Annotated in this window: 25 protein-coding genes; 14 read left to right on the top strand and 11 right to left on the bottom strand. The window is 39.8% G+C overall.

Features of this window, described 5'->3' with window-relative positions; genetic code table 11:
* Positions 1 to 14: 14 nt before the first annotated feature.
* Positions 15 to 623: a DNA-3-methyladenine glycosylase gene (locus IWX76_RS01250; RefSeq protein WP_196858045.1), complete on the bottom strand. Its 609-nt coding sequence runs from the start codon at positions 621 to 623 to the stop codon at positions 15 to 17.
* On the bottom strand, positions 616 to 1,092 hold the full coding sequence (locus tag IWX76_RS01245) for a GAF domain-containing protein (protein WP_196858044.1): 477 nt from the start codon (positions 1,090 to 1,092) through the stop codon (positions 616 to 618). The genes IWX76_RS01250 and IWX76_RS01245 overlap by 8 nt, the downstream gene beginning before the upstream one ends.
* Positions 1,093 to 1,602: 510 nt before the next feature.
* On the opposite strand from IWX76_RS01245, the gene IWX76_RS01240 reads away from it, so the two are divergent.
* The 5 genes from IWX76_RS01240 to IWX76_RS01220 all read left to right on the top strand — a co-directional run bounded on the left by IWX76_RS01240 (position 1,603) and on the right by IWX76_RS01220 (position 6,011).
* Positions 1,603 to 3,771 carry a S46 family peptidase gene (locus IWX76_RS01240; protein ID WP_196858043.1) on the top strand — a complete coding sequence of 723 codons (2,169 nt, stop codon included), beginning with the start codon at positions 1,603 to 1,605 and terminating at the stop codon, positions 3,769 to 3,771.
* Positions 3,772 to 3,867: 96 nt separating this feature from the next.
* A complete protein-coding gene (locus tag IWX76_RS01235; protein ID WP_196858042.1) occupies positions 3,868 to 4,116 on the top strand; it encodes a hypothetical protein in 249 nt (82 codons plus the stop codon).
* A 276-nt stretch (positions 4,117 to 4,392) separates the two neighbouring features.
* Positions 4,393 to 5,037 (top strand): hypothetical protein, encoded by a 645-nt coding sequence (locus IWX76_RS01230; protein WP_196858041.1) that lies wholly within the window; start codon positions 4,393 to 4,395, stop codon positions 5,035 to 5,037.
* Between the two features lie 49 nt (positions 5,038 to 5,086).
* Positions 5,087 to 5,578, top strand: coding sequence for a hypothetical protein (locus IWX76_RS01225; protein WP_196858040.1), 492 nt, complete (start codon positions 5,087 to 5,089; stop codon positions 5,576 to 5,578).
* 226 nt (positions 5,579 to 5,804) lie between these two features.
* Positions 5,805 to 6,011, top strand: coding sequence for a hypothetical protein (locus tag IWX76_RS01220; RefSeq protein ID WP_196858039.1), 207 nt, complete (start codon positions 5,805 to 5,807; stop codon positions 6,009 to 6,011).
* Here the strand turns inward: IWX76_RS01220 and IWX76_RS01215 are convergent, their stop codons facing one another.
* Together IWX76_RS01215 and IWX76_RS01210 are read right to left on the bottom strand one after the other, a co-directional pair.
* Positions 6,012 to 7,178 carry a glycosyltransferase family 2 protein gene (locus IWX76_RS01215; protein ID WP_196858038.1) on the bottom strand — a complete coding sequence of 389 codons (1,167 nt, stop codon included), beginning with the start codon at positions 7,176 to 7,178 and terminating at the stop codon, positions 6,012 to 6,014.
* Positions 7,179 to 7,183: 5 nt separating this feature from the next.
* Positions 7,184 to 8,098, bottom strand: a complete 915-nt coding sequence (locus tag IWX76_RS01210) for a glycosyltransferase family 2 protein (RefSeq protein ID WP_196858037.1) — start codon at positions 8,096 to 8,098, stop codon at positions 7,184 to 7,186.
* A gap of 38 nt (positions 8,099 to 8,136) precedes the next feature.
* Here IWX76_RS01210 and IWX76_RS01205 point away from each other — a divergent pair, with 38 nt between their 5' ends.
* The 6 genes from IWX76_RS01205 to IWX76_RS01180 all read left to right on the top strand — a co-directional run bounded on the left by IWX76_RS01205 (position 8,137) and on the right by IWX76_RS01180 (position 15,193).
* Entirely contained in the window at positions 8,137 to 8,679 is a 543-nt protein-coding gene (locus IWX76_RS01205) for a hypothetical protein (RefSeq protein ID WP_196858036.1), read from the top strand.
* Positions 8,672 to 9,814, top strand: coding sequence for a SpoIIE family protein phosphatase (locus IWX76_RS01200; RefSeq protein ID WP_196858035.1), 1,143 nt, complete (start codon positions 8,672 to 8,674; stop codon positions 9,812 to 9,814). The genes IWX76_RS01205 and IWX76_RS01200 overlap by 8 nt, the downstream gene beginning before the upstream one ends.
* On the top strand, positions 9,801 to 10,136 hold the full coding sequence (locus tag IWX76_RS01195; protein WP_196858034.1) for an STAS domain-containing protein: 336 nt from the start codon (positions 9,801 to 9,803) through the stop codon (positions 10,134 to 10,136). Before IWX76_RS01200 ends, IWX76_RS01195 begins: the two co-directional genes overlap by 14 nt.
* On the top strand, positions 10,136 to 10,660 hold the full coding sequence (locus IWX76_RS01190) for a hypothetical protein (protein ID WP_196858033.1): 525 nt from the start codon (positions 10,136 to 10,138) through the stop codon (positions 10,658 to 10,660). The genes IWX76_RS01195 and IWX76_RS01190 overlap by 1 nt, the downstream gene beginning before the upstream one ends.
* A gap of 26 nt (positions 10,661 to 10,686) precedes the next feature.
* Positions 10,687 to 13,209: an LruC domain-containing protein gene (locus IWX76_RS01185; protein ID WP_196858032.1), complete on the top strand. Its 2,523-nt coding sequence runs from the start codon at positions 10,687 to 10,689 to the stop codon at positions 13,207 to 13,209.
* A 70-nt stretch (positions 13,210 to 13,279) separates the two neighbouring features.
* Complete coding sequence (locus tag IWX76_RS01180; protein WP_196858031.1) at positions 13,280 to 15,193, top strand: ATP-dependent DNA helicase; 1,914 nt, start codon at positions 13,280 to 13,282, stop codon at positions 15,191 to 15,193.
* A gap of 8 nt (positions 15,194 to 15,201) precedes the next feature.
* Here IWX76_RS01180 and IWX76_RS01175 read toward each other — a convergent pair whose 3' ends face one another.
* On the bottom strand, positions 15,202 to 16,179 hold the full coding sequence (locus IWX76_RS01175) for a 2-hydroxyacid dehydrogenase (protein WP_196858030.1): 978 nt from the start codon (positions 16,177 to 16,179) through the stop codon (positions 15,202 to 15,204).
* 239 nt (positions 16,180 to 16,418) lie between these two features.
* On the opposite strand from IWX76_RS01175, the gene IWX76_RS01170 reads away from it, so the two are divergent.
* Together IWX76_RS01170 and IWX76_RS01165 are read left to right on the top strand one after the other, a co-directional pair.
* Positions 16,419 to 17,690, top strand: a complete 1,272-nt coding sequence (locus IWX76_RS01170; RefSeq protein ID WP_334640925.1) for a BamA/TamA family outer membrane protein — start codon at positions 16,419 to 16,421, stop codon at positions 17,688 to 17,690.
* A gap of 13 nt (positions 17,691 to 17,703) precedes the next feature.
* Positions 17,704 to 19,491 carry a mechanosensitive ion channel family protein gene (locus IWX76_RS01165; protein ID WP_196858029.1) on the top strand — a complete coding sequence of 596 codons (1,788 nt, stop codon included), beginning with the start codon at positions 17,704 to 17,706 and terminating at the stop codon, positions 19,489 to 19,491.
* Here the strand turns inward: IWX76_RS01165 and IWX76_RS01160 are convergent.
* From IWX76_RS01160 to IWX76_RS01150, 3 genes are all read right to left on the bottom strand, one after another.
* Positions 19,488 to 19,856, bottom strand: coding sequence for a YccF domain-containing protein (locus tag IWX76_RS01160; protein WP_196858028.1), 369 nt, complete (start codon positions 19,854 to 19,856; stop codon positions 19,488 to 19,490). The genes IWX76_RS01165 and IWX76_RS01160 overlap by 4 nt on opposite strands.
* Before the next feature lie 70 nt (positions 19,857 to 19,926).
* Positions 19,927 to 20,181 (bottom strand): hypothetical protein, encoded by a 255-nt coding sequence (locus IWX76_RS01155; protein WP_196858027.1) that lies wholly within the window; start codon positions 20,179 to 20,181, stop codon positions 19,927 to 19,929.
* A gap of 54 nt (positions 20,182 to 20,235) precedes the next feature.
* A complete protein-coding gene (locus tag IWX76_RS01150) occupies positions 20,236 to 21,048 on the bottom strand; it encodes a hypothetical protein (RefSeq protein ID WP_196858026.1) in 813 nt (270 codons plus the stop codon).
* A gap of 173 nt (positions 21,049 to 21,221) precedes the next feature.
* Here IWX76_RS01150 and IWX76_RS01145 point away from each other — a divergent pair, with 173 nt between their 5' ends.
* Positions 21,222 to 22,367 (top strand): baeRF7 domain-containing protein, encoded by a 1,146-nt coding sequence (locus IWX76_RS01145; RefSeq protein ID WP_196858025.1) that lies wholly within the window; start codon positions 21,222 to 21,224, stop codon positions 22,365 to 22,367.
* Between the two features lie 18 nt (positions 22,368 to 22,385).
* Here the strand turns inward: IWX76_RS01145 and IWX76_RS01140 are convergent, their stop codons facing one another.
* The 3 genes from IWX76_RS01140 to IWX76_RS01130 form a co-directional block, all read right to left on the bottom strand.
* Positions 22,386 to 23,825, bottom strand: coding sequence for a trypsin-like peptidase domain-containing protein (locus IWX76_RS01140; RefSeq protein WP_334640919.1), 1,440 nt, complete (start codon positions 23,823 to 23,825; stop codon positions 22,386 to 22,388).
* 151 nt (positions 23,826 to 23,976) lie between these two features.
* Positions 23,977 to 24,159, bottom strand: a complete 183-nt coding sequence (locus tag IWX76_RS01135; protein ID WP_196858023.1) for a hypothetical protein — start codon at positions 24,157 to 24,159, stop codon at positions 23,977 to 23,979.
* A gap of 155 nt (positions 24,160 to 24,314) precedes the next feature.
* Positions 24,315 to 24,755 (bottom strand): Hsp20/alpha crystallin family protein, encoded by a 441-nt coding sequence (locus IWX76_RS01130; RefSeq protein WP_196858022.1) that lies wholly within the window; start codon positions 24,753 to 24,755, stop codon positions 24,315 to 24,317.
* Positions 24,756 to 25,048: the final 293 nt, after the last annotated feature.

Here is a 25,048-nt window from a genome sequence, read left to right as displayed (position 1 = left end):
GTACACAGATTGTTTTATTTTGTATGAGGTTTACTCACGTATTTATTGCCTTTAACATAGTACCGCCAGGGTAACAGCGCATGATCATCGGCATAAGCCACCCCTATTCTTGGTCCGGCAACAAGCTGTTCTGGCTCGTAATAGATCCCATTGTCTTCTATCCAGATTTCGTCGCCCTGAAGGTCTTTTGCATTTAGTTTACTGTCTATTCCTAATGCTTTAGCCAATGCGCCCGGTCCGGCACTAAGGTTAGGTTGTAATATGGCCTTATTTCGCCGCCGCATCATCACTTCCAGACCGGTAACTGGTTCAATCCCCCTAATCAGTACCGCTTGTGGAATTCCCTGAGTGCCAGACACCACATTAAACAGGTGATGGATGCCATAGCATAAATACACATACGAAAGTCCACCCTGCTCATACATCACCTTGGTACGGTTGGTAAAACGACCACCATATGCATGCGACGCTTTATCCATGACCCCGTTGTAAGCTTCTGTTTCCACAATGGTGCCCCCAGTAAGCTCGCCATCAATCAGGGTAAACAATTGTTTGCCTAAAAGTTGTACGGCCAGGTCAGTAACTACATCATTCTGGTAAAACGATAGCGGTAATTTAGACATAGATCAACTCAATAACCTTTTTTAAATACATGGCATCTACTTCGTCAAAATGATCCAGCTCATCGCTATCCACATCCAAAACCCCGATAACCTTACCATCACTAAACACTGGAAGTACAATTTCAGACCGCGATGCCGAACTGCAGGCGATATGTCCGGGAAAAGCATCTACATCTGCCACAATGATGGTTTCGGCTTTTTCCCAGCTCTGCCCACATACACCCCTGCCTTTTTTGATTCGTGTACAGGCAACAGGTCCTTGAAAAGGACCTAAAACAAGTTCATCTTCTTTCACCAGGTAAAAACCTACCCAGAACCAGTTAAACTGTTCTTTTAGGGCTGCAGAAATATTGCCAAGGATGGCTATGAGATCCGTTTCTCCTGTAATTAATGCTTCTATCTGTGGTAATAAAGATTGGTATTGCGCCTCTTTGTTACCAGCTGCTATAATGTTTAAATCCTCAGCCATATGTTTAAATATCTGACAAAGCTAATTATAACCTTTGTGTAAATGCAAATAAACAACATTAGCCCTGCAACAGCTCCGGGTTCAAGGAAAATATTATAATTTATTAGTTTATTTTATTTCGCCAATAATATGCAGTAAAGGGTTAAAAACACCTCACCACAAACGCCCTTTACCGATCCTGAAGGCCTACATGGCGTACACCTGAATCCGTATTGAATACGACATGAATCCGACATGAATCCGTGTTTTTCTAGAAAAAGTCGTATTCAACATATATTCATTAGCTATTTAACCTTTATTTAGGTGTACTCCATGTCCGCCTGGAGGTCAATTTCTTTTAACTTAAACATAAGGATGCATGACTTTTTGTGCGGGTTATTTTGATTTTTGCAGGCAATGCAGCAAAGATATGCAGTTGTCAATGGCTGCAATTCAATCAAAAAAGCAGTTAGGACGGTAAAACCTTTGAAAATTGCTAGATTTGAAACAATTAACAAAAAATTCAAACACATGAATAAAAAAACCTTATTATTTACCTTTTTGCTCATATTTGGAATCCTGCAATCAGGATATACACCGCCTGATGAAGGCATGTTCCCTTTGAGCGAGATTCACAAACTCGATTTAAAAAAAGCGGGCTTAAAAATAGACCAGAATGAAATCTATAATCCAAATGGCACCAGTCTGGTTGATGCCCTGGTTAATGTTGGCGGTTGTACCGGATCATTCGTTTCTAACGAAGGATTGATCATTACCAATCACCATTGTGCATTCGGCGCTGTACAGCAGGCCAGCACACCGGAGAAAGATTACCTGACCAAAGGGTTGGTAGCGCGTTCTTATGGTGAGGAAATTGAAGCTAAAGGTCTTACTTGTCGCATTACTGAAAGTTACGAAGATGTATCTGACCGTATTTTAGGTCCGGTAGCACAAATTACCGACCCGGCAACCCGTTTGCAATTAGTAAACCATGCCATGAAAAACATCGCTGCCGAAGCAGAACAAAAAGATCCAAGCATAAAAGCAGAGGTATCTGAAATGTTTATCGGCAAAACCTATGTGCTTTTCCGTTACAAAACTATACTTGACGTTCGTTTGGTATATGTTCCAAACAGACAGGTTGGAGAATTTGGTGGGGAGACTGATAACTGGGTATGGCCCCGTCATACCGGAGATTTCTCTTTTATGCGTGCTTACGTAGGTAAAGATGGCAAACCAGCCAAATATTCAAAAGACAACGTTCCATATACCCCTAAAAAGTTCTTAAAAGTAAATGCAAGTGGTACTGAAGAAGAAGACTTCGTATTTATTTTAGGCTATCCGGGCAGAACTTTCCGTCACCGTCCAGCTGGCTTTATCGAAAATCAACAGCAATTTGTATTGCCTTATACTTCTGAATTATATGATTTTCAGAATGCTACCATGGAGAAAGCTGGCAAGAAAAATAAGGAAACCGAGATTAAGTTAGCTACGCGCATTAAAAGAAATGCGAACGTGATGAAAAATTACCGTGGTAAACTTCAAGGCTTAAAAGGCATTGACTTGATCGGTCAGAAAAAACAGGAAGATGCTGCTTTAGCTGAATTCATCAATAACAACGTGGAGGAGAAAGCTAAATATGGAACATTGATGAACGACATCGACAACCTGTATAAGCTGATCAATGGCGATGCACAAAGAGATTTGTGGTTAGGACAAATCTACAGTTCTACAAGTTTATTGTCGGTATCCCGTACCATCAACAACTTCAAAGAAGCCTTAAATGCGCAGAGTCCTGCTAATAAACAACCGTTTTTCGATCAGAACATCCCACAAGTAAAACAAGCCCTATCGTCAACGTATGCATCATTTGACATTGATGTAGATCGAACGGTATTCAAAAAAATGATGAATGACGCGGCTGCTTTCTCTCCATATCAAAAGATTAATGCAGTAGCGAAAGTAACCAGCAAGGGAAACAACAGCCAGTCGGTCATAGACCAGTATATTAACAACACATTTGGTATTTCGAAGTTGAAAGACCAGGATTATGTGATAAATACCTTGTTAAAATCGCTGAAAGCATTAAGCGCCTATAACGATGGTTTGATGTTGTTTGAAAAAGACCTGCAACAACAAATTGCTGCGATAAAACCAGAGAAAGATGCGCGTGAAGGACAGTTAAATAAATTGATGGGTGACTACGTAAGGGTGAAAGAGAAATTTTTGAAAAAGGATTTTATACCTGATGCAAACAGCACCTTAAGATTAACATATGGTTATGTAAGGGGTTATTCTCCTGCTGACGCCACTTACATGAAACCATACACTACCATTAAAGGGATACTGGAGAAAGGCGCTTCTGGCCATGCAGATTTCGGTTATCCGGAAACGATTAAAACCCTTTGGACTGCCAAAGATTTTGGTCCTTTTGCAAAGAAAGATTTGAATGATGTTCCAGTATCTTTCCTTTATAATATGGATACCACAGGTGGCAATTCGGGCTCACCGATTATGAATGCAAAGGGTGAATTAATTGGTGTAAATTTCGATCGTGCCTATGGGGCGACCATCAACGATTACTCCTGGAATGAAAGCTACAGCCGATCGATTGGTGTAGACATTCGTTTTGTATTGTGGGTAGCAACTAAAATTGATAAAGCTGATTTCCTGGTAAAGGAAATGGGTGTTAAATTGTAAACAAAATTTAAAAGGCCATTACCTGAATGCTATGATAAATAGGTGTTTCAGGTAATGGCCTTTATCTGTAAAATACGAAAGTTCAAGAAAAAAATTATGAGAGTTATCGCTGAATTACCGCACCCTTCCTGCAAGATTACGCTATTCAATATGAATCAAAAATACATTGTTAAGTTTGAGTTAGGCAGCTTTGAACAGAGTTATAAATTATCAGAACTAGACTTAACCGGCGGTGGGGCTAATGAGATTTTTCAAATGCTTGATGAGGAATTTATTGCTACTGTAGTAGAACGATTCAAGTTAATGAGGGATGATTTTTCTGCTGCATTCAAACGTCAACAATAAATATATATAACCTTCTTAATTAACTGTAGTACAGTTAAATCAAGACTTAAACAAAATTTAATATGGCAATCTTAGTGTTTTTGGAGTGCTTAAAAAGGCAATAACTACATTAAATATATAATTAAACTTCATAAAACATTGAAATTAAATTAATTAAAATATCATACAATATTAAATTTTGAAGCATAAAACACAAAATTATATTAGGTTGCCGACAATTAATACCAAAACCAAACATATGGCAAAGGCGTGTGTTTTAAAGTAAACCTAAGACCTATGAAACTAAAATTAAGCCTATCACTACTGATTATATTATTGGTAAGTGGTTACCATTCCGGTTTTGCACAATCCGATCTTTTAGGTCGCAAAGACAAATTATATACTTCCAGTGGATTTGGCTTTTCGATTCCAGTTGGGGAAACAGCTGATTACTTTGAACCGAAATTTTCAACCACCATAGGATTAAACATAGGCTTGGGAAATGGCGGTGTTTTCCTATACCCAAAGGTTAGTCTCCATGCCTATAAATATGATCAGCCTTCGCTTGATCAGGGGCAAACTACGCTGCTCCATGATGGTCGTGCAACCACCTACTTATTAAACATGGCTATAGGGTACCGAAAGTTCCACGGCAACTTTGCTTATTATGGTTTTGTGGGCGGCGGCGGAGGCTTCCTGTTAACACCAAGAATCGAATTAAACAATACCAATGCTATAGCAACGCAGCGTAACGAAAACGTTGGCATGGCGATGTTGGAAACAGGTCTGGGAATGGAGTATAGTTTTAATAAAGTTTCTGTATTTTTGGAAAGCAGTTTTATGCATGGTTTTAAAAAGATCCAGGACAGGCGTTTTCAATCTGTTCCTATTTCTATTGGCATAAAACCAAACCTAAGTTCAATCCTAAATGGCAAAAAATAGACAGTTCCTTCTTCTTGGTTTAGCTTCGATATTGTTTTTATCTTGTACGATGAAAGAGGACATCAAAAGAGATATTGTCATAGAAACAGATTCCATAAATTTTATTGTCCCTATCAGCACTAATTTGGAGGACACACTGACTATTGCGGAACTACAAAATAAGGTTGATTTAAATCAACAAGTGGAAGACAATACGGATCAGTTTACTTTGGCTGATTTACGCTCAGCGTACATCACTAAATTTGTGATTAAACTAGACGATCCTGATACCAATGGTAATGACCTTTCTGCCTTCAGTTCCATGAGGGTGCAAATGAAAGCGGCTGCAAAACCTTTAATTCAACTTGGGGCTACCAATAACATTTCTACACAGAACTTAAATACGTTGAATGTGACTATTACGGCGGCTACACAGCAGCTACAGGAGTACCTTAATGCGGATAGCCTAACTTATGTGATTACCGGTGTCGCAAGAGATTCTACGACTAAGGTCATTCAGGCAAAGGCTGTAGCCGGCTACAAGTTGACCTTAGGTATGTAAATATTCAGATATATTGCTTATATTTGCATAAAACGGAATAAATTTAAAACTTTTCTCTAATGCATTGCCAATCATTATCAATTGATTGGACTGAATTCCCCTGATGTTCCTCCGTTACCATCGAGAATTTTAACCTTACTGCTTAATCAATTTAAAATGAGCATTTTAAATTGCAGTATAACACCATACAGAGAAACGTTATTTTCTAACTTAAACTATAAAATACATGGCTAAATCTCAGGCAACTTTCATGAAAAAGCAACTTGAAAAAAATAGACAAAAGAAAAAAGAAGATAAATTGCAACGTAAAGAAGAGCGCAAGCAGAATCCGAATGACGGATCTTTAGAGAGCATGATGGCTTACGTAAATGAATTCGGAGAAATTGTATCCACTCCACCAGAAAAGCCAAATACGCCACCGGAAAAGAAATAATTATTTCCGGATGGCCTTTTCCCATATCACGGACTGTTCTCCAAAGAAATAACGTAACAACCCAGCCAGCACCGCGTAGTTCATCACGCAAAAGTAATAAGGTATAAATAACACTTTAACCCTTATTTTTCTGGACTCCATTAACTTGCCCAGGTAAGCAGATATATAAAATGCTATTTGGGCAATTAGCAACACCTGATAGGTAACCCCTCCCTGTTGCAACACAATGAAGACATTCAATATCAAAGCCAATATCATTAACAATGGCGTAACCGTCCACCGTAAAACGCGGTGGCTGATGTATTGGAACGTCAGCAATGGGTATTTAATCGGCCATAGCAAAGATTTTAACCAAATGACAGATTGTATACCTCCGGCTGCAATACGCACTTTGCGTTTCAGTTCCTCTGCAATATTTGCCGATGAGGTTTCCTGGGCATAGGCCTCGGGTTCATACACAATGACATCCCCTTTTTGTGCAATTTTCATGGATATCATAAAATCATCCAATATGCTGTTTGCCGGCACGGGTTCATAGCGTGATTTCCGGATGCTAAAAAGCTCGCCGGCAGCCCCAACCACAGAATAAAGCTCGGAATCCCAAGCCTTTAATTTTGATTCATATTTCCAATAAAAACCTTCTCCAGCAGTTGCATCAGCCGATTTTTCGATCATGACCCGCTTTTCGCCTGCAATGGCACCTACTTTTTGATCTGCATAATGACGGCAGAGGTAAAATAATGCCTCGGGATTGAGAAAGGTGTTGGCATCAGTGAAAACAATTAACTCGGTTGTCACCTGTTCGATCACGCGATGTACTGCAGCAATTTTACCACTACGCGCCGGTGTGTGCATTAACTTAATTTCCGGATATTGTGCTACGAGTTGTGGCGTACGATCGGTGGAGCCATCCGTAACAAATACGATTTCCAGTTTACCTGCTGGATAGCGAAGCGCAAGGGTGTTAACTATTTTTTGAGTAATAAAATCTTCTTCATTATAAGCTGCTATCACCAGGGTGCAGCTAGGCAGGTCTTCAAAGGCATATAAAGCCTTTTTTTTCAGGTTAAACAAACGCTTTATCCTGACTAAGCCGTACAATAAAATGCCGTAACCAAAAAAGGTGTAAAAGACAAGGAATACAGCAATCCAAAAGGTAGTGATCATGTGATTTATTTTATGGTATAGCCAAGGTATTTACTGTTCACACCATGTTGAATATTCCAGCCAATGGCCCGTAAAAGTATGTTGATGTAACTGTAGTTTTTTTCTTTACTATATTTCAGGACATTTCTGGTGGCTACAAAACTGAGGAAGTATAGGTAAAAAAAGCAACGCTGAATAAGGTTTGCATTACGCCTGATAAAAAGGATCCGGTTTCTATTCATAAAATATTCCTTTAAAGCACTGTTTTTACCTACAGCCAAAGATTCCTTATGATATATGGTGGCCGTGGTATTTACCCAAACCTGGAAACCAGCCTTTTTAATTTTTTCGCACCAATCCATTTCTTCATAATACAGGAAAAAGTTTTCTGCCATTACTCCGGCTTTTTCCATTGCCGTTCTTGAAATCATCATGGCAGCGCCGTGGCAATAACCAGTAGGCCCCATCAGTCCCTGATATTGGCCCTTGTCTATTTCAAATTGACCAATACATTCATTTCTACAGGTATAATAATTCATGGGTGTAAACCCGGCATACTGGATTACATCGCGCTGCTCCTCATATTTAATCATCGGAGAAATAATTCCTACCTCCGGGTGAGCCTCCATGGTCTGCACCAGCGTATCTACAAGTCCTGTTGTAAATTCAGTATCGTTATTAACCAGAAACAGGTATTTTCCGGTGGCCTGTTGAATACCCAGGTTGTTTCCTGCGGCAAAACCTAAATTCTTCTTTGAACGAATAAATTTAATATCTTTGCAACAAGCCATATAGTCGAGCTCTTTGTTTTCCAGACTTCCATTATCAACCAGAATAATTTCCAATGGGAAATGACATCCGTGTAGCTTAATGGACGTTAATAAATCTATAGTTGCCTGGGCCTGATTGTAGTTAACGGTTATAATTGAAATTAATGGCATTATTATAGATTTGTAATAAAGCTTTATACAACATTGTTTTGGCTGATAAAATTAAAATTTCTGAGAATCTTAAAGAATTTGCTAAACTTGATCGCAAAGATGAAGAATTAAATCAGAAATTAAGCGAGTTCATTACCTTACTTGAACAAAGTAATTTAAATTCTGAAAATATAAAGAGTTTACAGACAAGGGTAAATGTGGCCCTTAACGACAAACTAGCCAATGACCACCTGATTAACGAAATTAAAGATGTTTCACTATCAGATCTTGACAAGATAGACCAGTTAGATCAGCTAGAGTTTTTGCTTAATAATAATTTCCTCGATTCGAAACAAACTAATAAAATTAATCTATCAGAAAAGTTTATTAAATTTGTAAAAATTGTAATTGGTTTCTTGTTCGTCACTTTAGGTTTTGCCATGATTATCATGCCTGCACCACCCTATTTTGAAATGTTTACGGTATTCTATTTTACACCAGATGATGGGGTAACGTTGATGGACTTGATATCATTAATAATCATTGCAGTAGGTATATATATAATCATAAAATCAATCTCCAATACCAAGAAATATGAATAAAACCGTTCTACTGGTTGATGATGATTTATTTCAGTTAAAGCTTTATGAAAAATTATTACAAAATAACGGTTATACCTGTCGTATAGCATTATCAGTAGACGAAGCCGAAATCATATTAGCAAATTTTGATATCCCAGACCTTATTATTTCAGATTATGAAATGCCTGATAAAAATGGCTTTGAATTTAGAAAAAGGTTATTGAAGAATAACCTGCTCAAAAATGTCCCATTTTTATTTTTAACTTCCGTTAACGACGAACATTTTATACAACAGGGATTAGATTTAAAAGCAATTGATTATATGGCCAAGGATGTGCCTCCAATGCGCATTTTATCTAAAATAAACAACCTGATGCTAGCCGTGAGGGAACATTATGAACGTTCGCTGAGTGAGCTTAAGGGCATTGCCGAGAAACTAAGCTTAAGGAACATTCCAAAAACCCCTCCTCAACTGAAAAACTTTAGCCTTCAGTATTTCAACCATTCCTATCAGGACCAACCTGGTGGTGATTTTATTGATTTTATTCAGATTAATGACCGCTTTACCTTTGTAATATTGGGTGATGTAATGGGCAAAAAATGGGGTGCATGGTTCTTTTCCTTTAGTTACCTGAGTTATGTACGGTCTGCCATACGTCTATGCGTATTTGACGGAGATTTCTCTCTATCTACGATCCTCCACAAGTTGAATCGCGTAGTCTATGCTGATGAGTTCCTGTCAGACATTTTTTCCACCATAAGTATTGTATTAATAGACGACGAAAACTGCAGCCTTTGTTACTCGGGTGCTGGTGATTTGCCACTATTAAAATACGACTCGCAGACAAAGGAGATCACAGCTTTCCAGTCTGAAGGAATTCTTTTGGGTTTTAGCGAAGATGCCAGTTATTCAGAACTGGAAATCATGATTCAGGGTACAGATGAGGTTTTTCTGGTTACCGATGGCATGATCGATTTTGAAATAAACGGAGAGAAAAAATCTGATATGGAACTATTTAAGCGTAAACTCCATGTATTAAAAGAAAACAATCACCCTACTGAGGAAATTGTAGATAATTTATTTAATAAACATACCTCACAAGTAGATGACTGTAGTATAGTCATTATAAAAAGAACAAAAAATGAAGTTAACTAAAGAAACAATTGATAATATTTTAGTCATTATTATTGAGAATAAAGAAGCTAACTTATCTAAAGCAGAGCAGTTTAAAGAACTAATGCTTCAGGAAATAGAGCTTGGTGCACGTAACCTCATCATCTCATTTAAAAACGTAGATTATCTTGACAGTTCTTTTTTAGGTGCACTGGTTGCTGTACTGAAAAAACTGCTTCCTTTACAAGGAAAATTAGTCATTACAGAATTGAATGATGATATTTTAAACCTATTTACACTCACCAGGCTTGACAAGATTTTCACTTTAAGCACCACCGTAAAAACCTCTTTAGAGAAATTTTAATGAATAACCTCCCTCCCATAAAAATCGGTCTTCGAATTCCAGACCATCCTGATGATATACAAGGTTATATTTTTCAGGTATTGGGCGAACTTGGCAAGCATATCACCCTTACGGAGGAGTTGGAAAGAAAAGTGAAATTGATATTAATAGAATTGATTACCAATTCCATTAAACATTCTACTGATCCGGAAGCCTTACTACAACTGACGATTACACACCCCAGGTTGACCATTGAAAAGATTGACGTGGGTTTGCAGATTATTTTTGAAGGCGCTGAGCAAATACCTTTTAAGGAAATTGATAAAACGATGCAGGTCAGTTTTTCTAATAATAATAGTCACGACATCAAAGTAACTGATCATTATAAGTTCAGGTTTTTAGATAAGTATAAAGATAACATGAGCATTGACCACTTTCCTGAGAACTTTGGCTTTTTCATCATTACGGTAGCCTCCGATAGTTTTGAATATGAGCATGATCCTGAATCAAAAAAAAACACCTTTATCGTACAGATAAATCTATAGCCAAATATATATTACATTAATAATTTATGAGAAATAAACTTCTACTCACTACAATTGCACTCAGTATTTTCTTATCATCATGCAAGAAAGATGCTAATGATGTTCCCGGCGCGGGCGACATCAGCAACCTTGTTGTTCCAGCAAGCTTTAACTGGCAAACAGCCAGAGATGTTAATTTTAACATTGCTGTTCACGACACCCGTTTTCAGAATGCCTTACACATTATTGAAGTATTTCAAGGCGACCCTGCAAAAGGTGGAACATCGCTTGCTAAAGGAGCAGCTTCTGTAACCACTGCATTTAAATTCAAAGCAGAGATTCCTGCAGGCATCAATGAAGTATACCTGATTAAAACTGCTCCAGATGGATCAAAAAATACACAAAAAGCCACTGTTGAATCTACATCGGTTTCCCTTTCTTTAGGAATAGAAAGCCTTACGCAGGCGGTTTCCTCCCTAAAAAATTCCATAAAACTTCCGGCACTCCGGGCTAATATTGTAGTAGAAAACAGTCCAGGTTGCGCAATTGCACAGGGTGAGATTGAAATCAAAAACTCACCATCACAGCAAATTGACTTAAATGGCGAAACCTATGTCATTACAGGTAACAATATTAGAGTCAACTTCCGTAATTTATCAAAAGGAAATGTACGTATTTGTGGTACCGGTGTTACGATTGACGGCTTAAAAATTAGAAATAACATCAGCGTAATCGTAACTGAAAATGCTTCTGTTACGTTCAATAACCTTAACTGGGAAAACGGTGGAACATTTAAAAACTTTGGTGTGGCCACAGTTGGAAATGTAAATAGCACAGGAGAATTTTATAATTCAGGAAACCTGACGAGCAGTGATTTTTCAGTGGAAGGCAATTCGGCATCGAATAGCAGCGTAATCACAGTTAACGGTAATACCAAAATCAAAGGTACATTTAACCATACAGGTACATTAACTACTAATGAACTAACCTTTGAAAATGGAACTAATGCAACCCTTGGCGGAACAATTACGGTAAAGGGTAACTTAAATGCAAGTGGCAAGATTGTCAATTCTGGAAATTTAAGCGTTGCAGGAGTTTTTAATTCAAACAACAATCCTGACTTTACCAATACCGGCACATTGAACCTGAATAATAATATGACCATTGGGGGGAAATTTGAAAATAGCGGTACTGTAGTGGCTAGCAAAGGCGAGATTAGTTTTAATAATAATCCGAATTTTGTTAATTCAGGCATCTTTACTGCAAGATTATCTAAATTAAATGTGTCAGGAAACTTTACGAATGCAGGTAACATGGTGGTTCAAAACATGACCGTAAATTCAGGAACACTGACCAATACTTGTTATTTAAATGTATTAGTAGATTTTGATAACAATGCCACCATCCATAACCACAGCTACATTCAGGTAGATGAAAGAAGTAATTTAAAAGGCAACTTCAATTTACATAATGCGGCAATATTCCGCACTAAAAACTTAATTGGTTTAGATGGTACAGTTACAGGGCACGGCAGTACCTCTTTGTTTAAAGTAGTTGAATCTTCAACGAATAATGTGAACGATAACGGCAATCAAAAGTTTAAAAATGCCTTACAATATTGCGATCCAAGCCGTACCATAAAAGCATCTCAGTTTACAGGTGGTGCTGTGCAAGGCTGTGATGTGTATATAGCCATCAACAATTGTAACCCAGTAGGAAATGGTATCGTACCAGGACCTGTATTAGTAGATACAGATGGTGATGGTATCATTGATACAGAAGACGATTACCCTCAGGATAAAACTAAAGCTTTCAACAACTACTCTGTAAATTATGATAACGGTGGTTCTACTGTTGCATTTGAAGACAGCTGGCCAATGAAAGGTGATTACGATTTAAATGACGTAGTCATTGGTTATAAGTATTTAGTGATTACTAATGCCACGAACCAGGTTGTTCATATCAAAGCTGACTATGCTTTAATAGCTACAGGTGGTGAATTCCAAAGTGGTGCAGGTATACAATTTAATCTTCCTTCAGCAAGTGCCGCTAATTTCAAAACCAATACCGGCGTAAAACTAGAAAGTGGTCAGGACAGCGTGGTGGTGATTCTTTTCACCAATAGCCGCGCCGAACAGGCAACCTGGAACACTGTTCCTGGTCAGACCGTATCACCTGTTAAAAATTATGAGCTGAGCTTCGACGTAGTCGACGGTCCGCAGTTTGCAGTGTTCGGAATTGGTACTTACAATCCTTTTATTTGGAATGCAAACAGAGGCAACGAAACGCACATGATTGGCAAAACACCAACAAAATTCGCCAATTTAGATGCTTTTGGAACCAATGACGATAATTCAAAGGCTGGAAAAACTTACAGTACTAAAGTTAACCTTCCATGGGCCATTAGCATTCCAACAAGTTTCCAATATCCATCGGAAAGAATTGCTGTTACAGATACATATTTGAAGTTTGGCGATTGGGCCAGCTCAGGTGGTGTAAATAGCGTGGATTGGTATTCAAATACAGGATCTGGTTATAGAAATACAGCTAATATTTATAAAGCGAACTAATTAGTTTCAACAACGTAAAAAGGCTGAACCCAACAAAGGGTTCAGCCTTTTTTTTGCCTAAATTCGCAACATGAATAACGGCAATTCTTCTTCTTCTATCTTTGATCAGGTCATCTCCTTTATAGACTATACTAATCAGAATATATTCCTTACCGGAAAAGCAGGAACAGGAAAAACAACCTTGCTTAAAAGAATTAAGGAAAAAAGCACCAAGAAAATAGTAATTGTTGCACCAACAGGTGTGGCGGCTATGAACGCCAAAGGAACCACCATCAATTCATTTTTTCAATTGCCTCCAGGGTCCTTTTTCCCAGGTGATATTAGCCTGGAAAACCTGCAATCAGGCATCCTGTCCATTGAGTCGACGGTGGCCAACCTGAGCTTCAGCAGAGATAAAATAAACCTTTTTAATGAGTTAGAACTGTTAGTAATCGATGAGATTTCTATGGTACGCTGCGACCTGATGGATGTCATTGATGGTATACTTCGCTCCGTACGTAAAAATAATGCACCATTTGGCGGTGTACAGTTGCTCCTCATCGGCGACCTGTACCAATTGCCACCGGTAACCAAAAGAGAGGACTGGACCTTTTTAAGTAAGGCCTATGCCTCACCCTATTTCTTCGAATCATATGTGATCCGCCGTAATCCCTTATTGCAGGTAGAACTGACAACAGTATTTCGCCAGACAGAGCCTGAATTCATCAATATCCTGAACGATATTAGAAACAACCAGATTAGCGAAAGTAGTCTTGCACAGCTTAACAAGCGTTACGACCCTTTATTTAAGGCTTCCAACGAGTTAAATCCAATCATCATCACTTCCCATAATGCAGAAGCCAATGCTATTAATAAAGAAAAATTGGAGGAGCTGAGTGGTGTGGAACATGTATTTGAAGGAGAAATCAGTGGAGAATTTAGAGACCTGGGCTTGCAGGCTGAGCAAAGCCTTAAGTTAAAGGAAGGCGCACAGGTGATGTTCATCAAAAATGACACCGGCGAAAACCGAAAGTTTTATAATGGAAAAATAGGTAAAGTAAAGTCCATCAGTGCCGGCAACATCTACATATCCTTTCCACAGGAAGAAGATATGCTGCTGGAAAGATCTGCCTGGCAGTCCTTTGAGTATAAAACAGATCCGGATCAGGTCATTGTGCAGCAGCAGGTAGGTGAGTTTTCACAGTACCCCATTAAACTGGCCTGGGCGGTAACCATTCATAAAAGCCAGGGTTTAACGTTCGATAGTGCCATCATCGATGCGGGTAAGTCATTCGTAGCCGGACAGGTTTATGTGGCCTTAAGTCGCGTAAGAACGCTGGAAGGCCTTGTGTTGAAATCTAAAATCAGCACAGAAAGTTTAAGGTCGAACCCAGCAGTGATTCATTACATGAACCCTGCGAAAGACGAAGAACTTAACCAGCTGTTGTTAAGCGCCCAAGAAAAGTACATTCTTCAATTGATACTCAACCATTTTTCTTTTCACCGTATCCATCTGGGACTTGGCGAGTTAAGTGTCCATCCTGAGTTGATTAAAGCTAACCTTCCTGAATTCAGCGCCTTGACCAATCAACTCCAAAAAGCCATCGATAACCTGATCGCCTTATCCGATAAATTCCAGGCACAAGTGATTCAACTGCACAAACAAAGCGGATTTAACGATCAACCGGCCTTAATGAAAAGAATAGACGCGGCCTATGACTATTTCTCCAAAGAAATTACAGCCACACTTATCAATCCGCTCAATAAAGTAATCCGGTTAAAGCCCAAAAATAAAAGTCAACAACTTTTACAACACTTGCTGCGCAAATTTAGGCCAGTCATAGAAAACAGCATTTCCAGCATGCAAGCTGCAACCACACTATGGAAGGAGCCGATTATAGCTACAGGTTACACTAATTGGATAGAGAATCATAAACAACAAGCCTTGATTTCGGCCAAGTCTGCAACTGGAGAAAATCAAATCAATTCCCTCCAGTTGTTTTAAGCTACAGCTTAATGATGGAACACTTCAGGATTTATGGCCTGTGGCATTTCTTGATCTTTCAAGACCGCGATGAGGTTTTGAGCAGCCATCACCGCCATGTTATCCCGCGTTTCCGCAGTAGCAGATCCAATGTGAGGTAACACACATACATTCGGCATGCTCAACAGAGGGTGTGTAGGTTCCATGGGTTCAGGATTGGTCACATCTAGTCCGGCACCCCATATCGTTTTATTTTGTAAAGCCTGCAGCAAATCATCCTCCTGGTGTATCGCACCCCTGGCTGTGTTAATGAATATAACAGACGGTTTCATTTGTTTAAAAGCTGTGTGATCGAATAGCCCCTTGGTTTCAGGGGTCAGGTTCACATGAACCGACAATACATCACTTTGCTTTAATAAGTTTTCAAAAGACACATATTGTGCATCCAGGCTTTCTTCTGCTTCATCATTAGGCTTACGGTTATGATAAATTATGTTCATGTTATAAGCCGCCTTACACTTTTGTGCCAGCTCCATGCCTATTCTCCCCAAACCAAATACACCTAAAGTTTTGCCGTTTAGTTCCTGCCCAAGGTTTACCGTAGGTTCAAAAAATCCCCATTCCCCTTTTGCAATAGAATTAGACATATAAAACGCCTTACGTGAAACAGCAATCATCAACAGGAAAGCCACATCGGCCGTGGCGCCACTTAATACCCCTGGGGTGTTACTTATGGGCACGCCATACCGGGTAGCAGCTTCCACATCTACATTATCGTAACCTACACTCATCAAGGCAATTCCCTTAAGGTGACTGCATTGTTTCAGAAAATTTTCATCGATTTTATTCGGACCAACACTTAACAACGCATCATGATCCTTACAGGCCAGGATGAGTTCTTCCTGCGAAAGTTCACGCTTTTCTGTATACTGCGTAACTTCAAAACCTGCTTCAATTAATAAATCTAATCCTTTTTGAGGTATAACTCTGGTCACAAAAATATTCATTGCTGTTGTTTTTTAACTGTTTCATTATCTGTTCAATCCCTTAAATACCATCTTTAAGCTAATTTCCTTAAAATCGAACGTTGTAAAACTAAGTAATTAATACATTGTTTAGCTAACAATTAAACTTCCTTACCTACAGGTGATTTTCTTCCTGTGTCTATTTTATTTGACTAAACATAAGAAGCTAACAAATGTTGATCATATAAATACCCGATATTTATCAAAAAACACCGTATAGAATGTATAGATACATCTTATTGATCTTTATCATGATCAGTGTGCAACCAAAAGTTTTCAGCCAGACACTTATTTCCACAGATACGCTACAACAAGATACCACACGGATACCTGTACAACAGTTTGATGTAGCCGATCTTATCAGAACCATCATTCGCCCTAACAGCAAGCCCAAACCGGTTCAAACCAAGTCTGCCATTACGCCCATGCCCAACGTGGCCTATAACCCCAGCATTGGTTTTCAGATTGGAATTAAGGCGGTAGCGGGTAAAAAGCTTGGTAACGACCCCAATACCCTCATGTCAGTAGCAGCAACATCGGCATCCATTACCACTAAGGGCATCATATATACTTATTTAAGTCATAACGTATATACCCCTGGTAATAAATGGAATCTTCAAGGTATCCTTGTCGCCGCCATAACCGTTACACCAGATTTTGGCTTAGGAATTGGCTTGAGTTCTGGCGACAGCGAGGCCGATCGCATCCTTACCAATCCGGATCGGAAAGGTTATGTTCTGCATGCCCAATATTATAAAATAAGCGAAAAAGTATACAAACAGATTAAGGACAACCTCTTTGTGGGTGCAGGTGTGTCCTTTGATATCAGAAGAAAAATCGAAGACCGCAATGCTACAGATACACAAACACCCTATTACATCTATAGCGAACGTTCTGGATATGACCCTCAGGATTATATGGCCAATGGGTTTCTTTTCAATGTTCAATTTACCACCAGAGATAACCAAAACCGTGCATATAAAGGAATGTATGCCGATGTAGGCGTCAGGATTAACCAAAGCTGGGTAGGGAGCACAAAAAATGCAGTACAAATTACCACTGATATCAGGAAATACTGGAGTCTGTCACACCGCAACCCCGAGCATGTTATTGCCTTATGGAACTGGGGTTCGTACCTCACCAGTGGTTCCTTACCCTACCTGGAACTGCCGGGAACTGGAAAAGACAATAACGCCCGAAGTGGCCGTGGTTATACCACAGCCTATTTCAAAGGAAACAATTATTTCTATTCAGAGATAGAATACCGCTTTCCCATCACCAGGAACAAATTCCTAAGCGGAGTAACGTTTTTCAATGTCCAAACCACACATGATAATCTCGGTACCAAGCTCTTTGACCATTGGCAACCTGCAGGTGGTGCCGGTCTGCGTGTACTCTTTAATAAAGCAACCAGAACCAATTTGTGTATAGATTACGCTGTGGGTAACTATGGTGCGCGTGGTCTGTTTTTAGGATTAAATGAGTCTTTTTAATAAATTTGCCTTTATGATCATTACAAAAGCAAAATATAACTTCCCAGAATATTTTTATTCCGTCCTGTTTTTTTGTAGCTTTTTACTGCTGTGCTCCAACTTTAGTCAGGCTCAGGATACTACTTCTGTAACAGATAGTTCCATCATCAATAAGGCGCCTGTTTGGCCTGCAGATTCTTTAGGCAGGCGTACACCACGTGGCACCGTAGAAGGCTTTTTAAAAGCAGCAACTTCGCAGAAGTTTATACAAGCGCAAAACTATTTAAACCTTGACTCCAGTTTTACTGGCGATAAAGATAAATATGTCCGTGCCCTGCAACACGTTATAGAAACCTCTGGAAATATATACCCATACTCCTGGATCAGCAATGAACTAGATGGAAAAAAAGACGATGATTTAGGTCCTGAACTGGATAAAGTTGGTGAAATCACGATAAATGATAAATCATTTGACCTGATGTTGGAACACCTTACTGATTCCACTGGCGCCCCTATATGGCTCTTCTCGGCACAAACAATTAAAAGTGTACCCATTGATTCTATTAAGGTAGCGCAAGCCACACTGGTAGAAAAAGCAGCTCCTGGCTTTTTATTACGCAATCTATGGGCTGGCGTTCCCATCGCTCATTGGCTTGGCCTTATTGTGCTTGTCGTTATTGCCTACTACCTCGCGGGCGCCATCACTAAATTCCTAGTATTTTTTATCCCACTAGTATGGCGTAAAGCCAGGCAGGAATCTACGGCTGGCATTATTCAATCCTTTGTTAAACCCATACAACTGTATCTTGGGGTATGGCTTTTTGTGGTTGGAAGCAGGCAAGTCGGCATTTCTTTACTCATACGCCAACGTTTAAGTGACCTCACTATCCTGGTTGGTTTGGCTGCCATACTGCTACTCATCTGGCAACTCATTGATTTTATTTCCAAATTAATGGAAAAACGGATGCGTTTACGCGACCAAACTTCGGGGGTTTCTGCGCTATTGTTCTTTCGGCGAACAGCAAAAGTGGCCTTGGTTATCCTGGGCATGTTAGCGATACTCGATACGCTTGGGTTTAATGTCACCACCTGGTTAGCCACACTGGGTATTGTAGGTATCGCTTTAGCACTGGGTACGCAAAAAACAGTAGAAAATTTAGTGGGTAGTGTCACCCTGATTGCAGATCATCCCATCCGGGTGGGCGACTTCTGTAAAGCGGGCGATGTAACAGGTACCGTAGAACAGATCGGTATGCGTACCACACAGATCCGTACTGGTGAACGTACGGTGGTCAGCATCCCCAATGGCGATTTCTCTTCTATGAAAATAGAGAATTTTGCGCCACGTGATAAATTTCTTTTTGCCAGTACCTTTGGCATGCGCTATGAAACCACCCCAGAGCAAATCAGGTATTTACTGGTGGCTTTACGCAGTATGTTATATGCACACCCCAAAGTAGACCCCGCTCCAGCCAGGGTACAATTAGTAGGACTTGGTGCTCATTCCATTGATATAGAAATCTGGACCTACATTAGTACCCGAAATAATGATGAATTTATGGAAATCAGAGAAGATTTACTGCTACGCATCATGGATATTGTAGCAGAAAGCGGCACTGACTTCGCTTTCCCATCGCAAACTTTATATTTTGCAAAAGACAAAGGAATTTCTGAAGAAAAAACCGCAGCTGCAACAGCAAGTGTAAAACAATGGCGCAAATCTAATGATATACAACTTCCACATTTTAGCCTGGAACAGATCGAGAAACTAAGAAACACGCTACCCTATCCTCCAGAAGGATCTGTATCCAATAAAACCTAAGCTATAGATTTCCCAAAAGGAGAAAATGCGAGGCTCATTAATTTGAAATGCTGTCTCCCAAAAGGAATTCCGATAATGGTGATGCTAAATAGGATACCGAAAAGTAAGTGCGTCAGCATGATCCAGAATCCACCAAAAATGAGCCAAATCACATTCATGATGGTGGATAAACATCCGCTGTCATGAGGGTTTTCGGTAATTTTTACTCCAAATGGGGCTAAACCAACTACGGCAAATTTAAAACATTGCAGACCGAAGGGTATGCCTACAATGGTGAGGCATAAAAAGAGTCCGCCTATAATGTATTCAAAAAAGATAAATATTCCGCCAAAGATGACCCAAATGATGTTTCCGATTAGATTCATAGTTTATTCTTTGTGACATAAAATGTGCGTATAAGTTACACCCGACAATAAAAATAGAGGGCATTTACTTTTATTTCCAGTAAAATCCTGCTGGCAATAACAAAACCTGGTTCAGGTCCAGTTCTAAACTGGTGTAGGCCTGTTCTGATTGGATATCAACCAGCGCGGCTACCGTAAAGGCTTCACTGGCTAACACGGATACAAATACTTCCGAAAGTCCCTCCGCATTCAGCAAACGTACGTCAGGATTTAAATAGTCGGGCAATAATATAGCTACCGGACCAGAAAAGACCGACCCATGTCCTGTGCGCAAAGTTATAGTCACTTGAAATAAATCAATAATGTTAGCATTTTTCACCGTTGCCGATAGTTGTAACCCTTACTCTATGCGTTTCCCGCCCCACCTGCCTTTCTGCACATCTTGATAGGCTAACACTGGTTTTGTATCAGCAATACGGTTAATCAGTTCCAACAACAAAGGGTTGTCTAAACGCTCCGTTTGCAGCAGCTCCTGTGTACGCACTGGCGAATCAGGATCATTAATCAGGCGAACCATGGTTTTATTCTGTTTCTCCAATTTTGCAATCAGTTCCAGCTCGTTCTTACTTTTTGTTAGAATCTTTGGAAAGTCAATGCGTGTCCATAAATAACCAATGATCACTCCGCCAATGGAGTAAAATATAATAATGGCATAAGAAAAGACATAAAAGCTTTTACAGCCCTGTGCCTGCGGAATACAGGGGAATATGGCAGCAACGTTACCGGCCGCAGATTCGACTGTTTCTTTCAGGTAAGAAAACTGTGTCAAACTTAAACCAATGATAATTTTAACCAACCAGTCTGATATTTCCTCCAGGCTCGTATTATCATGATAGTAGCCGGTCGTACCCAGGCGGTTCCCCTGGTCGGTAATTGGCAGCCGATCCTGCCTGGCACCCTGTGCACTTTTTGGAATGGCAAATATAAATCCAATAGCACAACCAGTCAGGTAATAAGCAGCCATAACCGCTAAGATGGTGAATACTTGAAAATACCCATCCTTTGGAAAGGATAGATAAAAGGAAACCAGAATCACCACAGTGATTAGACCAATGAGCAACAAGAGGTTATAATAAACCTTCCTAATGTTGTGATCATGAGGTGCTGCAGGTTTAAACTTAAACAGGTTAATAAATTTTACAATCCAGTTCATGACATTCGTTACTTAAATATACCAAGAATAACGGTTAGCCCCAATATGTTCATGCCTTGATTACTAATATTTAATTTGACAAACAACCTACGGCACAGCCTGTTAATTAATTAGTCTATAATAACTGTTATCAAAACAGGTATTTGTTAACTATTAAACTACCGATGATGGATATGATCACAAAAGAAGCATTTAAAGAACTGCTCCAATTCCAAAACTCAGCTTGCGTATCAATTTACATCCCTACACACCGTTCAGGTATGCAGGTTAATGAAAAACAGGATGTTATTGTTTTTAAAAATGCCTTGCAGGCCGCACAATCCTCTTTGCAACAACAAGGTTTAACTCCACCGGAGATCGAGAAACTACTTAAACCCGCGTTAAAATTGGTTGGCGACGACCATTTCTGGAATAACCAGGCAGAAGGTTTGGCTGTTTTTATTAGTCAGGGATTTGACAAAATCATTCACCTTCCATTTACAGTGCCGGAAAAATGTTATGTTAACGCTACTTTTTATTTGACCCCGCTGTTACCAGCCATGCTTAAAACCAAGGAGTTCTACCTGCTGGCCTTAAGTAAACATGACGCTAAATTTTATCAGGGCAATGAATTTGGCCTACAGCTGGTAGAAGTAGAAGGTTTGCCCAATGGTATGGACGACGTCGTCCATTTTGAGGAAAAAGAAGGTCGCCAGTTATTTAGAAAAGGTGGTGGATCAGGCGCAGAAATAGGTGGTTCCCATGGCCACGAAGGCCCGAACGATGATAAAGCTAACATCACCACTTATTTTCAGGAAGTGGACCGCACCCTGATGGCCGAAGTATTACATGATAAAAATGCGCCGTTATTATTGGCGGGGGTCGAATACCTCATTCCAATTTATAAAAGCGTAAGCAAATACAAACCTATTTTGGAGGAGGCCATTACTGGAAACCAGGAAAGAGAAGCTGTACAAGCATTATTTGAAAAGGCTAAGAAACCATTAATACCTTATTTTGAGCAACGTACCAAAGAGGCTTTAGAAAAATATTATACGCAAATTGCTACAGCGGCCACATCGTCTATGCCAGAAAAAGTAATTCCGGCAAGTCACTATGCGCAAGTCTCTGAGCTCTTTATCGCTAAGGGGCAACACCTTTGGGGCACGTTCAATAAAAATGATAACCAGCTGGAAGTGCATGAACAGAAACAACCCGGAGATGCATGTTTGTTAAACCAGGCCGCAGTACAAACCCTATCTAATGGTGGCAACGTATATATGCTTGATCAGGATCAAATGCCAAAAGATAGCCTCATAGCTGCTTCTTTCCGGTTTTAACCCAGCTTGCAGCTGTTATTAGGCACCTAACAACAGCTCAAATACCACACGAGAGCCATCAGGTGCAATGGCAAATACCTGCACTTTGCTATTTCTGGCCGCCATTAATGCTTTTTCAATGTCAGCTGGCGTATTCACTTCCCTGCCGTTGATATAGGCGATAATGGTGCCTGCCGGAATGCCGATCTGACTGAAGAAACCGCCCTGCCGCACTTCAGCAACCACCACACCACCAGTAAGTTCCAGGCGCTGCTTAAGCGCCGGACTTAATGGTGCAAAGGTTGCACCCAGCCGGTCATAAATCTCTTCCATTGAATTACCATCTGTTTTTGCAATCGCCTTTTCCTTATCCAACGTAACCGAAGTGCTATTTTTCTTGCCGTTGCGCAGGTAATCTAATTTTAATTTGTCGCCAGGCCGGCGTCTGGCAATACGTTCAGAAAAATCTGCTGAAGAGTTGATGGTCATGCCATCAATACCTTGCAACACATCTCCCTCCTTTAATCCTGCCTTTTCCGCAGCACTTCCCGGTTGTATATCCATTACGATAACTCCTGTAATGCTGCCCGGACTAATGCCTTGTTGTTTTAAATAGGCATCTTCGGCTGCTGGTGCCGGAAACGAGACGCCAAGCACTCCACGTCTTACTTCTCCATATTTCTTCAGGTCGTCCAGTATCTTTTTTGCCAGGGTTACCGGTATGGCAAAAGCATAACCAGCATAACTGCCAGTCATAGAAGCTATGGCGGTATTAATCCCTATCAGCTCGCCATTGGTATTTACCAGCGCGCCACCACTGTTACCTGGGTTTATGGCGGCATCAGTTTGTATAAATGATTCTATGGCCGTATTTGCTTCGGCTGTGCCAGGCTGCGCACTGTTAATTATGCCTATGCTTCTGCCCTTGGCACTTACAATGCCTGCCGTAACGGTTGTATTTAATGAAAATGGGTAACCTATAGCCAGTACCCACTCGCCTACCTCCAGCAGATCAGAATTACCAAAACCTATATGTGGAAAATCATTGCCTTTTATTTTAAGCAGCGCCAGGTCTGTATTAGGGTCACGCCCAATAAGCTCAGCAGCAAATACCCGGCGGTCGGGCAAAATGACCTCTATGGCTGTAGCATCCTCAATCACGTGATTATTGGTAGCGATGTAACCATCTGCAGAAATCAACACGCCAGAACCCGAGCCTTTCTTCACCGGACTTTGCCCACCCCTACGGTACAATTCATAGGGATCAACAGGGGTTTCATAGGTTGTTTTCACGTGTACCACAGCAGGTGTAACCAGGCGTGCGGCTGATATGAAATTAACTTCCTGTTTGAGCAGCGCTTTGTTTGAGGTTACAGGCGAAGGCTCTTTGTGAGTAGTTGGATGGGTAATGTAATAGGTGCCGGCAGCTATAAGCGCAACCACAACTAAGGCAATCAAGATTTGACTAGTGTTTTTCATAAGCATAACGAGATAGCCTAATATACAAAAATCAATTCTAATCACCTACCTTTGTTCATCGAAAACCGCAGGCCACTGCACCCCACGGCTGTAAGCTCAGGCCATAATTTTAGACAAAATAGACTGGATAAACAAAAAAGGTTAAGTGGTATTAAGCCTTATCGTCATCCTTTTTAATCACCACAGAACCTTCGGTAGGTACGGGTTTATTAGATCCTGTTCCATTGGTATCTGGCAGGTGTTCTTTTTCCGGGTCTTCTACAATTTTGTCAAGTGCACTTCCTGGTATTACATCTTCCTGATTTTGTCTGTTATCGTTTTCTTGTTCTTCCATGATATTTGTTTTTCTGCTTAACAACAAAATAGGCAATACTGTTTTTTATTGAGAAGCAGACTTCATCGAAGAGTGAAGTATACGTCAAGATAAGGCCCGTATTTTTCCAATGGAAAGATACGGGCCAGGAGATTTGAAAGTAAATTAACAAATTATTATTTTATCTCAATTTCACGAATAACTTGTTTAGCTTCTTCTTTTTTTGCTACCGATATATTTAAAATGCCATCATGATAAGTGGCCCCAATACCGGAATCATCTGCAGATTCTGGCAACGCAAAAGAACGCACAAAAGAGCTGTAGCTAAATTCGCGTTTGTTGTATTGCCTGTTTGTTTCTACATTTTGTTTTCGTTGTTCTACAGAAACGGTGAGCAGGTTTCTGTCTAACTTAATTTTAAAATCCTCTTTTTTTAAACCTGGAGCTGCCATTTCAATATGGTAATGATCTTCGGTTTCAGAAATATTTACGGCTGGAACTTTTGACATTAGCCGGTCTGACATAAAGCTGTCCTGGAACATGGATTCAAAAACATCGTTGAATCCTTTTGTTATATTACCTTCTTTTGTTCCGCTGTTAAATTTAATAAGTGACATAACAAATCCTCCTTTTTATTTTAGATAGTTCAACATCATTAAATAAACTTTCAAATCCGTAAAAGAATATTCAAGGCTTGTGCCAACTAAAAACACCTACCAGATAGAGGTCATTTAGCGTTTACGGACTGAAAATATTACATTTTAAGTGAAATGTTGACAGGTGTCTGTTGCGCTTAAAACGCCATAATTTCATCATCAGCAGCGCTGACTTCCATGTAAAATTGTAGTGAACAAAGGTAAAAGATCACTTTTAAAACTAAATTCAGGCTTTAATAAACAAACAACTTATC

Source organism: Pedobacter sp. CAN_A7, from assembly GCF_015752175.1.
GTDB lineage: Bacteria > Bacteroidota > Bacteroidia > Sphingobacteriales > Sphingobacteriaceae > Pedobacter.
Note: the sequence above shows the minus strand (reverse complement) of the source record. Positions and strands in the feature narration are given on the sequence as shown.